Source organism: Stenotrophomonas sepilia, from assembly GCF_003244875.1.
GTDB classification, from domain to species: Bacteria; Pseudomonadota; Gammaproteobacteria; order Xanthomonadales; family Xanthomonadaceae; genus Stenotrophomonas; species Stenotrophomonas sepilia.
Genome location: NZ_LXXZ01000085.1, coordinates 1 through 12,595 on the forward strand (window position 1 = coordinate 1; position 12,595 = coordinate 12,595).

Consider the following 12,595-nt stretch of genomic DNA (forward strand, 5'->3'; position numbering starts at 1 on the left):
TTGCGGGGGTGTCAGCCGCATGGGCCCGAGGCATGCCTCGGGCGGGTTGGGCAGGACGCCCAACCCCGGTCTTGCCGTTTGCGCAGGACAGCGCAAACACGCAAGCGCGGCCAAGCCTACACGGACGTACTTGCGGCGTCCCCCGCAATCCCCACTCGCCTGACCCACCCCATGACCGGCTCTCCGCGGCCAACCGCAACGCGTTCCCCTATGCTCCAACGCACACCCCTCGGACACCCCGCATGCCGCCCCTGCTGAAGATCCGCACCGAGCGCGGGCAGATGTCGGCCATCGAGCGCCGCATCGCCGACTTCATCCTCGACAACGCCCACCTGCTGCGCGACTACTCGTCGCAGCAGCTGGCCAGTGCGCTGGGCATCAGCCAATCCAGCGTGGTGAAGTTCAGCCAGAAGCTCGGCTTCAAGGGCTACCCGGACCTGAAGTACTCGATCGGCCAGGACGTGGCTCGCGTCGGTGCCGATCCACAACAGCCCCCCAGCGAACCCGACAGCGGCGATGACTACCTGCGCCTGGGCGAGGCCCTGCGCCGCAGCAAGGCGCAGGCCGAGGAGGAAACACGCCAGGCCAATCCGCGCGAGGAGATCGAGCGCATCGTGCAGCTGCTCGACGGCGCACCCAAGCTGTTCGTCCATGGCCTGGGTGACGACGGCCTGTATGCCCGCGAGTTCGCCATGCGGCTGTCGCTGCTCGGGCTGCTGGTGGTGCCGCACACCGACCCGATCCTGATGCTGGCCAACCTGTCGGCCGCACGCCCCGGCGATGCGCTGCTGGTGTTCTCCGAATTCGGCAACCTGCCACAGCTTTCGCAGCTGTCGCGGCAGTTCCAGGACATGGGTGGCAAGGTGATTTCCATTACCCGCCACACTGCCAACCCGCTGCGCGCGCATGCTGATGCGGCACTGGTGGTCTGCGCGCACGACCGCACGCCGCAGGTCGCGCAGCTGCTGTACCGTAGCGCCATGCACGCCCTGCTCGATTTCCTGTTCGTGCTGCTCTGCCACACCAATCCGGACCGCCAGCAGCAGCTGGCGGTGAACCTGGAGCGGATCGACCACCTGCTGGATTCCTGACCGGAGCACCTGTTGATGAAATCGCTGGTTCGCCTCGCTACCGCTGCGCTGCTGCTTGCTGCGACGGTGTCCGTTCACGCGGCGCCGCTGGATGGCGCGCGCCAGCTGATCGTGGTCACCAGCGAAGGCTGGGACAGCACCCAGGGGCAGCTGCAGGCCTATGTGCGCGATGGCAAGGGCTGGCACGCACATGGACAGGCGTTCCCTGTGGCGCTCGGCCGTACCGGCAGCGCCTGGGGCCTGGGCCTGCATCCGGCGCAGGCCGACGGCCCGCAGAAGCAGGAAGGCGATGGCCGCAGCCCGGCGGGCGTGTTCGCGCTCGGCAGCGCGTTCGGCTATGCCGTCACACGCCCCGGCACCGCGATGCCTTACCAGCCGATGCTGAACAGCAGCTACTGCATGGACGTGCCCAGCTCGCCGTTCTACAACCGCATCGTCGATGAGAAGAAAGTCGGCAGCGCAGCGGTCAAGGGCTCCACCGAGCCGATGCGGCTGGATCTGCACAACAAGGGCGACGTGCGTTACCAGGAAGGCTTCGTCATCGCCCACAACCCGGACAACCAGCCCGGCAAGGGCAGCTGCATCTTCGCCCATCTGTGGCGCCAACTCGGTGAGGCCACGGCCGGCTGCACCGCCATGCCGCAGGCCCGCATGCAGGCGCTGCTGGACTGGTTGCGGCCGCAGGATGCGCCGCGCTTCGTGCTGCTGCCGCGCGCCGAGTACACGCGCCTGCAGGCCCAGTGGCAACTGCCCGCACTGCGCGGAGACGCCCGTTGAGCGCGCAGGACGAACCGCAGCTGCAGCGCGCGGTCAGCCGCTGGCAGATCGTCGGCCTGTCGATCAACGATGTGATCGGCAGCGGCATCTACCTGCTGCCGGCCGCCACCGTCGCCCTGCTCGGCCCCTTCAGCCTGTGGGGCGTGGTCGCCGCCGGTATCGTCGTGGCGCTGCTGGTGCTGTGCTACGCGCAGGCCGCCAGCTATTTCGACGAGCCCGGTGGCAGCTACCTGTATGCACGCGAGGCGTTCGGGCGCTTCGCCGGGTTCGAGATCGGCTGGATGATCTGGCTGACCCGCATCAGCTCGGCGGCCGCACTCAGCAACGCGCTGGCCGATGCGGTCGCGCGCTTCTGGCCATGGGCCGGCGCCGGCATGGGCCGCATCGCGGTGATCGTGGTGTCGCTGGGCTTCCTGACCGGCGTCAACATCATCGGCGTGCGCTCGGCCGCGCGCACCGGCGTGGTACTGGTGATCGGCAAGATGCTGCCGCTGCTGCTGTTCGTGGCTGTCGGTGCGTTCTATATCGATCCACAGCTGGCCTTCTCCGGCCAGCGCCCGGACCCGCATGACCTGCAACGGATGGGCGAGGCCGCCTTGCTGCTGCTGTACGCCTACGCCGGCTTCGAGAACATCCCGGCCGCCGCCGGCGAGTACCGCAATCCACGCCGCGATATTCCGTTCGCGCTGATCACCATGATCATCACCGTCACCGTCATCTATGGCGCGGTGCAGGTGGTGGCGCAGGGTACGCTGGCCGGCCTGGCCAGCTCGGCCACGCCGCTGGCCGACGCCGCAGCCGGTTTCGGCGGCGAGGCCCTGGCACTGATCCTCACCATCGGCGCGACCATCTCCATCCTGGGTACCAACAGCAACACGATGATGATGGGCCCGCGTTTCCTGTTCGCACTTGCCCGCGATGGCTATGGGCCGAAGATCCTGGCGCAGGTGCATCCGCGCTTCCACACGCCGGCCGCGTCGATCCTGTGCCAAGGCCTGATCGCGCTGGGCCTGGCCCTGTCCGGTTCGTTCGTGCAGCTGGCCCTGCTGTCGATGACCACGCGCCTGTTCGCCTACATCGGAACGGCCGCTGCGGTACTGGTGCTGGCCAAGCGCTATGCGGACCGGCCGGGCGCACTGAAACTGCCGGGTGGCCCGCTGATTCCGGTGCTCGCGCTGCTGCTGTGCCTGGCCCTGTTCGCCAGTGCCAGCTGGCAGAACATCGCCGCGGCACTGGTGGCGTTTGCCATCGGCGCGGTGATCTACAAGCTGCCGCGCAAGGACGCCGACGCCGGATGACCGGTAGCGCCGGGCCATGCCCGGCGGATTGATCTGGCGATCACGCTGCCGGACCGGGCCGTTAACCGCCACACAGGCAGGATCAGGCTTCGTCCACAACGGAGCCTTCCATGACCGAGTACCAGATCCCCGGCCGCGTACCGGACGACAGCACGCCGCGCGATGCGGTCAGCAGCTACTGGCGCGAGCGCTACACCGCCGAGCCGTACTACGACGACCAGCTGTTCTTCGAGGACTACGAGCCGGCCTACCGGATCGGCCACGCCGCGCGCGCGCAGGACATGATCCGCGCGTACGAGCAGGTCGAAGCCGAACTGGAATCGCGCTGGGCCAACGAACGTGGCCGCAGTCGCCTGGACTGGGCGCAGGCACGTAACGCCGTGCGCCGCGGCTGGGACGAAGCGCAGCTGGCAGATCCGCGCTTGAAGCGATAGCGCCAGGCTGCTGTAGAGCCGAGCCTACGCTCGGCTCCCGCACCACGTCTGTAACGTCGAGCCATGCTCGACTGAGCCGAGCATGGCTCGGCTCTACACCGGCTCGATCATTCCTGTTCCGGCAGCGGCGGCACGATCGCGCTGCGCTTGCGCTCGCCACCACCGGCGGCGATCAGGTCGCGGGTGTTCTTCTGCACAGCCACTGCACCGAACAGCGACAGCGCATATGCCATGCCGTAGAAGCCCTTCTCGCTCGGTGCCAGCGTGGCATTCCACAGGCCAATCAGCAGCAGCATCAGCGCCGACAGCAACGCGAACCAGCACAGCGCGTAGTACAGGCCACTCACCGGAATGCCTTCGACGCGGTCGCGCACGCTCTTCTGCAGCGACACCGCCGCGAACAGGCCGAACAGCAGCAGGGTCAGGTAGTAGCCCTTCTCGTTGAGCGCCATCGTGGCATTGAACAGGCCGATCAGGTACGCCGCCGCACCCAGCAGCAGGGCCACCCACGAGGCAGCGATGAAGGCGGTGGAGGGCTTGTGGGGCATGGCAGTATTCATTGCAGGTCCTTGGCAGGCAGACGGGCATGCTTTGCCCGGGCGTGCCCACCCTAGACGATCCCGCCGCTGTCGCACAGGGGGGCGCAGGACCTTCGGGCCACGACGGTCACGGCTGCGGTGGTATACAAGGGGCAGCCCGGCCATCCGCATCCCCGCCCTGGAGATACCCATGACCCGTACGCCCCTGCTGCTCGCCCTCGGCCTCGTGCCGATCCTCGCCACCTCCGCCTGCAACGCCGCCGATCCTGGCGCCAACGGCGCCCAGACCGCAGCGCCCGCAGCCTCCTCCGCCGCCGACCAGCGTCCGTTCACCGCCACCGAAGTCAGCCGTTTTGACCAGCCTTGGGCGATGACCTTCCTGCCTGACGGCAGCCTGCTGGTCACCGAGAAGCGCGGCAAGCTGCAGCACCTGGATCTGGCCAGCGGCCAGAAGCATGAGATCACCGGCGTTCCGAAGGTCGCCTACGGTGGCCAGGGTGGCTTCGGCGACATCATCCTGCACCCCGACTTTGCCCGGAATCACGTCGTTTACCTCAGCTATGCCGAGGAAGGCACGCTGGATACCCGCGGTGCGGCCGTGGCCCGGGCCACGCTGGCGCTGGATGCGAACGGGGGTGGCCAGCTGAAGAACCTGAAAGTGATCTGGCGGCAGAGCCCCAAGGTCAGCGGCGAGGGCCACTACGGGCATCGCCTCGCGTTCGGCCCGGACGGCAAGCTGTGGATCAGTTCCAGCGAGCGCCAGAAGTTCGATCCGGCCCAGGACATGGGCGGCAACCTCGGCAAGATCATCCGCCTCAACGACGATGGCAGCCTGCCCGCCGACAACCCGTTCGCCTCACAGGGCGGGGTTGCCGCACAGGTGTGGTCGCTGGGCCATCGCAACATCCTGGGCATGGCCTTCGACGCCAACGGCAAGCTGTGGGCGCATGAGATGGGGCCCGCCGGTGGCGACGAGTTGAACCTGATCGTGCGTGGCGCCAACTACGGCTACCCGATCGTTTCCAACGGTGACCACTACGACGGTCGTCCGATTCCCGACCACGACACCCGCCCGGAATTCGCCGCCCCGAAGGTGACCTGGACGCCGGTGATCTCGCCGGCCGGCTTCATGATCTACAGCGGCAGCCTGTTCCCGCAGTGGAAGGGCAGCGGCTTCATCGGCGGCCTGTCGTCGACCTCGCTGGTGCGCGTGGCCTTTGATGGCGACAGCGCGCGCGAAGCCGAACGCTTCAACATGGGCGAGCGCATCCGCGAAGTGGAACAGGGCCCGGATGGCGCCCTGTGGCTGCTGGAAGACGGCAGCAAGGCGCGCCTGTTGAAGCTGACGCCGAAGGCATGAGGTGCCGCCGGCCGCTGGCCGGCACGTTTTTCCGCGACGGCCCCGCGTGCGGGGCCGTCTGCGTTCACTGGATGGTGATGACCTTCACCTCGGTCTGCGTGCAGGCCTTGTCCAGGCACTTTCCGTTCAACCACACCTGTCCATCGCCAATCATCACGCCCTGCTGGTTGACGAAGACCTTGCCGAAGTCCTGCCCGGACACCGCCTTGACCACCGCCGGGGTGATGATCTTCTCGTAGTTGCGCTGGAACTCACCGGGGCCGGAGATCTTCTTTCCGCCGCTGATGTTCAACGGGAAGCGCACTTGCTCGACCACCGCAGCACGATCACCGCCGACCACGGCGGTCTTGAACGCGTTGAAGACCTTCTCGAACTGCGCGGCATCGCCGAGCAGCGATTCGATGCGCGCACGCGCGTCCTCGGCGGGCGCCTCCGCGGCCGGTGCCGCCGGTGCGGCGGCGGCAGGTTCGGCGGCCGGCGCCGCCGGCTCAGCGGCAGGCGTCGCTGCCGCGTTCGCTTCCATCGGCGGCGGCGCATCCGCCGCAGGCTGCGCCGGGGGCTCAGGCTGCGAACAGGCCGCCAGCAGCAGAGCGGGAATCAGGTAGGCCATCCGGCGCATACGCGCACTCCATCGAAACAGGAAGCCCGATGGTAGCGCCGCCGCAGTGACGGCAACAAAAAGGGGACGGAGGGGATCAAGTCGTTAGTGGCACAAACGACTTGATCCCCTCCGTCCCCTTTTTCTGATCAGGCCTTCAGCAGTTCGAACTGCACGGCTTCGCCGGCGGCCGACGAGGCGCAGACCCACAGGTCGAACTGGCCCGGTTCGGCACGCAGCACGCCATCGCGGCCGGTGAACGCCAACTGCTCGCGGGTCAGGGTGAACACCACGTCGGTCGACTCGCCCGGCTGCAGTGCCACCTTGCGGAAGTCCTTCAGTTCGCGCACCGGACGCACGCGGCTGGCCACGCGGTCGTGGATGTACAGCTGCACCACTTCCTCCCCGGCCACATCACCGCTGTTGGTCAGCGTGGTGGTGATGGTCAGGGTGTCGTCCCAGCCGAGCTGCACAGCACTCAGCTGCGGCACGCCGTAGGCGAAGGTGGTGTAGCCGATGCCGTGGCCGAACGGGTACAGCGGCTCGTTCGGAATCTCGCGCCAGCGGGCCTTGAACTCCGACATGGTCGGCAGCTCCGGACGGCCGGTGCGCGGGTGGTTGTAGAAGTACGGCTGCTGGCCGGACACCTGCGGGAAGCTGACCGGCAGGCGGCCGGACGGGCTGTAGTCACCGAACAGCACATCGGCCACGGCATGGCCGGTCTGCGTACCCAGGTACCAGGTCACCGCCACGGCCTGCGCATTGCGCACCGCGCCCTGCAGCGCCAGCGCGCGGCCATTGCGCAGCAGCACCACCAGCGGCTTGCCGGTCATCGCCACGGCCTCGGCCAGTGCCTGCTGTGCCGGCGGCAGGGTGATCTCCACGCGCGATTGCGCTTCACCGCTGTAACGCTGCGGTTCGCCCAGCGCCAGCACCACCACATCGGCGCGCAGCGCGGCAGCCACCGCCGCTTCGGTACCGCCCGGAATGGCCGCTTCCAGTTCGCAGCCCGGCACGATTTCCAGCAGCGCTTCGTCGCCGATGGCGGCACGCACGCCGGTTTCCAGGTCGACGTAACGCTGCTTGTCGCCGAACAGCGTCCAGCAGCCTTCGATGTTCTCGCGGTCCTGCACGAACGGGCCGATCAGCGCGATCTTCTGCCCGGTCTTCTGCAGCGGCAGCACGTTGTCGCGGTTGTTCAGCAGCACGATCGAACGGCGCGCGGCATCGCGCGACAGTTCATCATGCGCAGCGATATGCGAGGTATCCGCTTCGCGCGCCGGGTCCAGCGAACGGTACGGGTCGTCGAACAGGCCGATGGTTTCCTTCAGCCACAGGATGCGGCGCACGCCTTCATCCAGCACCGCCATCGGCACTTCGCCGCTCTCGACCAGGCCCGGCAGGTGCTCGGCGTAGAAGCCGCTCTGCATGCTCAGGTCCAGGCCGGCGGTGAACGCCTTGGCGGTGGCATCGCGGTCGTCGGCGGCATAGCCGTGCGCGACCAGCTCCATGTCGGCGGTGTAGTCGGAGATCACCACGCCCGGGAACTTCCATTCGCCGCGCAGGATGTCGGTCAGCAGTTCGGCATTGGCGCTGGCCGGCACGCCGTTGATGTCGTTGAACGAGGACATCACGGTGATCGCGCCGGCCTCGAAGGCGGCCTTGAACGGCGGCAGGTGCACATCGCGCAGGGTCTGCGGCGAGATGTCCACCATGTTGTATTCCATGCCGGCCATCACCGCGCCGTAGGCGGCGAAGTGCTTCGGCGTGGCCAGCAGCGAATCGGCGGCGCGCAGGTCGCTGCCCTGGAAGCCACGCACGCGGGCGGCAGCGAACGCACAACCCAGCACCACGTCCTCACCGGCACCTTCGGCGCCACGGCCCCAGCGCTGGTCGCGGGCGATGTCCACGGCCGGGGCATAGGTCCAGTGCAGGCCGGCAGCGGTGGCTTCGATGGCGGTGGCGCGCGCGGTGCGCTCGGCCAGGTCCGGCTCGAAGCTGGCGGCCTCGCCCAGCGGGATCGGGAACACGGTACGCATGCCGTGGATGACGTCGGCGGCCAGGATCACCGGGATGCCCAGGCGGCTCTCCTCGGTGGCGACCTGCTGGATGCGACGGCCCAACTCGGCGCCCACGCCATTGAACAGCGAGCCGACCTTGCCCTCGCGCACCTGCTGCAGCACCTGGTCGGCATTGCGCACGTTGGCTTCCGGGTTCACGTCCGGGGCGAACGGGCGGACCATGTCCGCGAAGACACCCAGCTGGCCGACTTTTTCCTCGACGGTCATCTGGGCAATGAGGGATTCGATGCGATCGGAGGCCACCGGCAGTCCTTGATGAAAACGTTTACAAGCCCGGCATTCTAGCGATCCCGAGCCATTTGGCGAGAGGTTTCTTCGTTCAGTTTCAGCCAACAGCGGGGCCCGTATGGTCCCGCCGGGGGCACCGCAGCTTACTCCGAGCCGGCCAACTGGCGCTGCCCGGCCATCAACATGGCGTCGCTGGAGGCCTGGAACACCCGCAAGCCAAACGCCGGCAGAATCGCCAGCAGGTGGTCGAAGATGTCCGACTGCACGGCCTCGTACTCGCTCCAGGCGGTGCTGCGGGTGAAGCAGTACAGCTCCAGCGGCAGGCCTTCGGTGGTGGGCTGCAGCTGCCGCACCAGCAGGGTCATGTCGGTATGGATGCCCGGATGGCTGCGCAGGTAACGCTCCACATAGGCACGGAAGGTACCCAGGTTGGTCACCCGGCGGCTGTTGACCTCGGCCACGCCCTGCTCGCGCAGGCGCCCGTTCCACTGCCCCAGTTCCTGCTCCTTTTCACGCAGGTAGTCACGCAGCAGCGCGAATTCGCCGAGAAAGGCCAGGTCGCCGTCGTCGAGGAAACCGACGCTGTGCTGGTCCAGGTACAGCGCGCGCTTGATCCGGCGGCCACCGGCCTCCTGCATGCCGCGCCAGTTCTTGAACGACTCGGTCACCAGCTTCTTGGTCGGGATGGTGGTGATGGTCTTGTCGAAGTTCTGCACGGTGATGGTGTGCAGGGCGATGTCGATGACGTCACCGTCGGCGTTCTGGCTGGGCATCTCGATCCAGTCGCCGATGCGCACGCGGCCATCGCCACTGATCTGCACGCTGGCCACCAGTGACAGGATGGTGTCCTGGAAGATCAGCATCAGCACCGCCGTGGCCGCGCCCAGGCCAGTCACCAGCGGGCCCAGCTTCACCCCAAGCAGGGTGGCGACGATGGACAGGCCGGCGGCCACGAACACCACGATCTTGACCACCTGCAGGTAGCCCTTGATCGGCTTGTTGCGCGCATCGGGCTTGCGCTCGTACAGGCTGTTGGCCGCGTCCAGCGCATGCGAGAACGCCATCGACACCGTCAGTACGGCCCACACGATGCACAGCTTGATGATGACGTTGACCAGGCTGGGCGGCAGGTCGGGGATGAGGGTGATGCCCGAGGCGATCACCTGGCTGGGTACCACGTTGGACAGGCGCGAAATCACCCGCATCAAATGGCTGCCACGGCCGGACTCGGCACCTGGCAGGCGCTGCAACAGGCGCCGCAGGCCACGCAGCAGGATGCGCTTGGTCACCCAATTGGCCAGGCCGGCGGCGATCAGCAGCGCCGAGATCATCAACGCCAGGTAGGCGCCGGGATAGGGTTCCAGTGTGTTCTGCAGCCGTTCCAGCCACTGTACCGCCACCACCGCGTCCACCATCAGTTGTCTCCTGTCTGTTTCGTTGTTGCCAAGGTTGCCGGCCAGCGGCCGGCACTACCGGGGTTTCCGGCCGGCGGCCGGATTTACCGGGTCATTCCCGCGTGCGTTCGATGATCACACCCACCGCGCGCGCGCCGCGCACCGCGCCCGGCTTGCTCAGCTTCAGGCGCAGCCACTTCACGTCGAATTCGTCCAGCACGATCTGCGCGCAGCGCTCGGCCAGCGTCTCGACCAGGCCGAACTCCGACTCGCGCACGAACTGCTCCAGGCGCTTGCTCACCGCCTTGTAGTTCAGGGTGTGGGCGATGTCGTCGGTGGCCGCAGGGCGACGGTTGTCGAAGCCCATTTCCAGGTCGAACACCAGGTCCTGGCGGATCCGTCGCTCCCAATCGTAGATACCGATCAGGGCGTCGATCGTCAGCCCCTCGATGAAAACCTTGTCCATTCCGGTTACCAGCGCCAATACAGGCGGCCATGGTAACGGCACGGCGGTGACCCTGCCCGGAACGGGCGACGGGTGGCCGGCACGGGGCGGCCCGGAAAAAACAAAGGGCCCCGCTAGCAGGGCCCTTTGGTACTACCGTTTGTCCCCGGGGGGAGCTGTTGAACAGCCGCGGGTCCGGTGGCGCAGGCTTTGAAATTGAAGCAGGTCAGGCCTGCTGATCAAGAGGCGATTACGACTGTGCCGGTGTCTCAAAAGACAAAGGGCCCTGCTAGCGGGGCCCTTTGGTACCTCTCAACGTCCCCAGGGGAAGCTGGAATCCAGCCGCGAGTCCCGGAGCACACGCCGCAAGGTTAGGAGTGCCCCCCAGACCAGTCAATTGGCAAATGCGTCACGGCAGACGACCGGCCGAAAAACCGAGCCGATCCACGAAAAAACACTGACGATCATGATGCCGTTTTCTGATGTTCCTGCCTCGTTCCCAGGGTCAACGTGAAACCACGTTCCCTGGGAGTGAGTTGATGAAGGAAAGCAGGATCCTGCAGGCAGCACTATCCCGGCAGAGATGGTCGACCTACGAGCGCATCGCTTCTCGTTGCGTATCCGATCCCGCCACGCTCTATGCCTGGAACATGCAGATGTGTGCTGCTCTCCTGCCACCGTTGCACATCTGTGAAGTTGTGATCCGCAATGCAGCCGCTACGGCGCTGGTGCATCGTTATGGTCGATGCTGGCCCTGGCATCCAGCGCTGCTGCGCAGCCTTCCTGCCGAAGGCGCCCTTGCCTCGCTATGCAAAGTCCGCGGCAGCGCCGGAGCTCCGCGGGATGTACCGGAGGTCATCGCCAAACTGCGATTCGGCTTCTGGCAGCAATTGTTCGCTCGACGGTTCGAGCATTCGATCTGGGCCGGGACCATGGGCCTGGCGCTGCCACACGCACCCTCGGTGCCGCTGTCCGTCCTTCGTCGGTCCATCCATGCCGACCTCGACCGCATCCGCCACCTGCGCAACCGCATCGCCCATCACGAGCCCATCCTCGAGCGCGACATCGGCGCCGATCTGGCCGCGATCGGGCGGCTGATCCATGCGCGCTGCCCGCACACCCTGGGGTGGCTGCAGCGCCATGAGCGGGCGACAACCGTGCTGGCGACCTCGCCGTTGGCTGGTCGTCCGTAAAGCGTCCGCCGGGCGTGGCCCGGCGCCACCGGTTCACACCGCGGGCAGGGTCGCCATGTCCCAGCGCGGGGTCACATCCACCTTCGGCGGGCTGTGCTGGCCAGCCTGCAGCCGCAGCGCCCCAGCAAAGGCGATCATCGCGCCGTTGTCGGTGCACAGTGCAGGCCGCGGGAAGCAGGCGCGGCCGCCGAGGCGCTCGGCCATCTGCTGCAGGCGCGCGCGCAGGCGCTTGTTCGCGCCGACACCGCCGGCCACCACGATCACATTGGTCCCGGCCGCTTCCAGCGCGCGCTCGCACTTGATCGACAGGGTCTCGACCACCGCGTCCTCAAAGCCCCGGGCAATGTCGGCGCGGGTCTGCTCGCTCTGGTCGCTGTCGCGCCAGGCCATCAGGACCTGGGTCTTCAGGCCGGAGAAGCTGAAATCCAGCCCCGGGCGGTCGGTCATCGGCCGCGCGAAGCGGTACACGCCCGGCGTGCCCTGCTCGGCCAGCCTGGCCAGCTGCGGGCCGCCGGGGTACGGCAGGCCCATCAGCTTGGCAGTCTTGTCGAAGGCCTCGCCGGCCGCATCGTCCAGGGTTTCGCCCAGCAGGCGGTACTGGCCGATCGCATCCACCGCCACCAGCTGGGTATGGCCACCGGACACCAGCAGCGCCACGAACGGTGCTTCCGGCGGGTCGTCTTCCATCAGCGGAGCCAGCAGGTGGCCTTCCATATGGTGTACGCCGACGGCCGGTACCTCCAGCGCCCAGGCCAGCGATCGGGCCACGCCGGCGCCGACCAGCAGCGCGCCAACCAGGCCAGGACCGGCCGTGTAGGCCACCCCATCGATGTCGCCTACACCCAGACCGGCTTCGGCCAGGGTCTGGCGCACCAGCGGCAGCAGCTTGCGGACGTGGTCGCGGCTGGCCAGCTCGGGCACCACGCCACCGTATTCGGCGTGCAGGGCGATCTGGCTGTAGACCGCATGGGCGCGCAGGGCCGCGCTGCCGGCCAGGTCGGTGTCATACACCGCCACGCCGGTCTCATCACAGGAAGATTCGATGCCAAGGACTCGCATGCCTGCTATTATGACGCCCCTGCCGTCCCCTCGGGGGACGTGCAGGTCTCACTGCTTTCGAACCGCCGGCCCGTATTCAGGGTTGGCCGCTTGCAGTT

The 12,595-nt window shown here is 67.4% G+C and carries 12 protein-coding genes; 6 read left to right on the plus strand and 6 right to left on the minus strand.

The window, feature by feature from the left end; translation table 11 throughout:
• Nucleotides 1-242 precede the first annotated feature (242 nt).
• The 4 genes from A7X97_RS17055 to A7X97_RS17070 all read left to right on the plus strand — a co-directional run bounded on the left by A7X97_RS17055 (nucleotide 243) and on the right by A7X97_RS17070 (nucleotide 3,600).
• Complete coding sequence (locus A7X97_RS17055) at nucleotides 243-1,091, plus strand: MurR/RpiR family transcriptional regulator (RefSeq protein WP_088496620.1); 849 nt, start codon at nucleotides 243-245, stop codon at nucleotides 1,089-1,091.
• 15 nt (nucleotides 1,092-1,106) lie between these two features.
• Nucleotides 1,107-1,868 carry a L,D-transpeptidase family protein gene (locus A7X97_RS17060; RefSeq protein ID WP_088496621.1) on the plus strand — a complete coding sequence of 254 codons (762 nt, stop codon included), beginning with the start codon at nucleotides 1,107-1,109 and terminating at the stop codon, nucleotides 1,866-1,868.
• Nucleotides 1,865-3,166, plus strand: a complete 1,302-nt coding sequence (locus A7X97_RS17065) for an APC family permease (protein ID WP_061478555.1) — start codon at nucleotides 1,865-1,867, stop codon at nucleotides 3,164-3,166. Before A7X97_RS17060 ends, A7X97_RS17065 begins: the two co-directional genes overlap by 4 nt.
• 110 nt (nucleotides 3,167-3,276) lie before the next feature.
• Nucleotides 3,277-3,600, plus strand: a complete 324-nt coding sequence (locus A7X97_RS17070; protein ID WP_088496622.1) for a hypothetical protein — start codon at nucleotides 3,277-3,279, stop codon at nucleotides 3,598-3,600.
• A gap of 107 nt (nucleotides 3,601-3,707) precedes the next feature.
• Here the strand turns inward: A7X97_RS17070 and yiaA are convergent, their stop codons facing one another.
• A complete protein-coding gene (gene yiaA / locus A7X97_RS17075; RefSeq protein ID WP_088496623.1) occupies nucleotides 3,708-4,160 on the minus strand; it encodes an inner membrane protein YiaA in 453 nt (150 codons plus the stop codon).
• A 169-nt stretch (nucleotides 4,161-4,329) separates the two neighbouring features.
• On the opposite strand from yiaA, the gene A7X97_RS17080 reads away from it, so the two are divergent.
• Complete coding sequence (locus A7X97_RS17080) at nucleotides 4,330-5,499, plus strand: PQQ-dependent sugar dehydrogenase (protein WP_111008234.1); 1,170 nt, start codon at nucleotides 4,330-4,332, stop codon at nucleotides 5,497-5,499.
• A 64-nt stretch (nucleotides 5,500-5,563) separates the two neighbouring features.
• Here the strand turns inward: A7X97_RS17080 and A7X97_RS17085 are convergent, their stop codons facing one another.
• The 4 genes from A7X97_RS17085 to folB form a co-directional block, all read right to left on the minus strand.
• Nucleotides 5,564-6,118 carry a hypothetical protein gene (locus tag A7X97_RS17085; protein WP_088496625.1) on the minus strand — a complete coding sequence of 185 codons (555 nt, stop codon included), beginning with the start codon at nucleotides 6,116-6,118 and terminating at the stop codon, nucleotides 5,564-5,566.
• A 128-nt stretch (nucleotides 6,119-6,246) separates the two neighbouring features.
• The gene (locus A7X97_RS17090; RefSeq protein WP_053498698.1) at nucleotides 6,247-8,421 is read right to left on the minus strand and encodes a glycoside hydrolase family 3 N-terminal domain-containing protein; all 2,175 of its coding nucleotides are present in this window, start codon (nucleotides 8,419-8,421) and stop codon (nucleotides 6,247-6,249) included.
• A 128-nt stretch (nucleotides 8,422-8,549) separates the two neighbouring features.
• On the minus strand, nucleotides 8,550-9,821 hold the full coding sequence (locus A7X97_RS17095; RefSeq protein ID WP_072169029.1) for a mechanosensitive ion channel family protein: 1,272 nt from the start codon (nucleotides 9,819-9,821) through the stop codon (nucleotides 8,550-8,552).
• Nucleotides 9,822-9,912: 91 nt separating this feature from the next.
• Complete coding sequence (gene folB, locus A7X97_RS17100; protein WP_088496626.1) at nucleotides 9,913-10,266, minus strand: dihydroneopterin aldolase; 354 nt, start codon at nucleotides 10,264-10,266, stop codon at nucleotides 9,913-9,915.
• Between the two features lie 518 nt (nucleotides 10,267-10,784).
• Between folB and A7X97_RS17105 the strand changes: the two genes are divergently transcribed.
• Nucleotides 10,785-11,438 carry a hypothetical protein gene (locus A7X97_RS17105; protein ID WP_088496627.1) on the plus strand — a complete coding sequence of 218 codons (654 nt, stop codon included), beginning with the start codon at nucleotides 10,785-10,787 and terminating at the stop codon, nucleotides 11,436-11,438.
• A gap of 33 nt (nucleotides 11,439-11,471) precedes the next feature.
• Here the strand turns inward: A7X97_RS17105 and tsaD are convergent, their stop codons facing one another.
• Nucleotides 11,472-12,497, minus strand: a complete 1,026-nt coding sequence (tsaD, locus tag A7X97_RS17110; protein WP_088496628.1) for a tRNA (adenosine(37)-N6)-threonylcarbamoyltransferase complex transferase subunit TsaD — start codon at nucleotides 12,495-12,497, stop codon at nucleotides 11,472-11,474.
• Nucleotides 12,498-12,595: the final 98 nt, after the last annotated feature.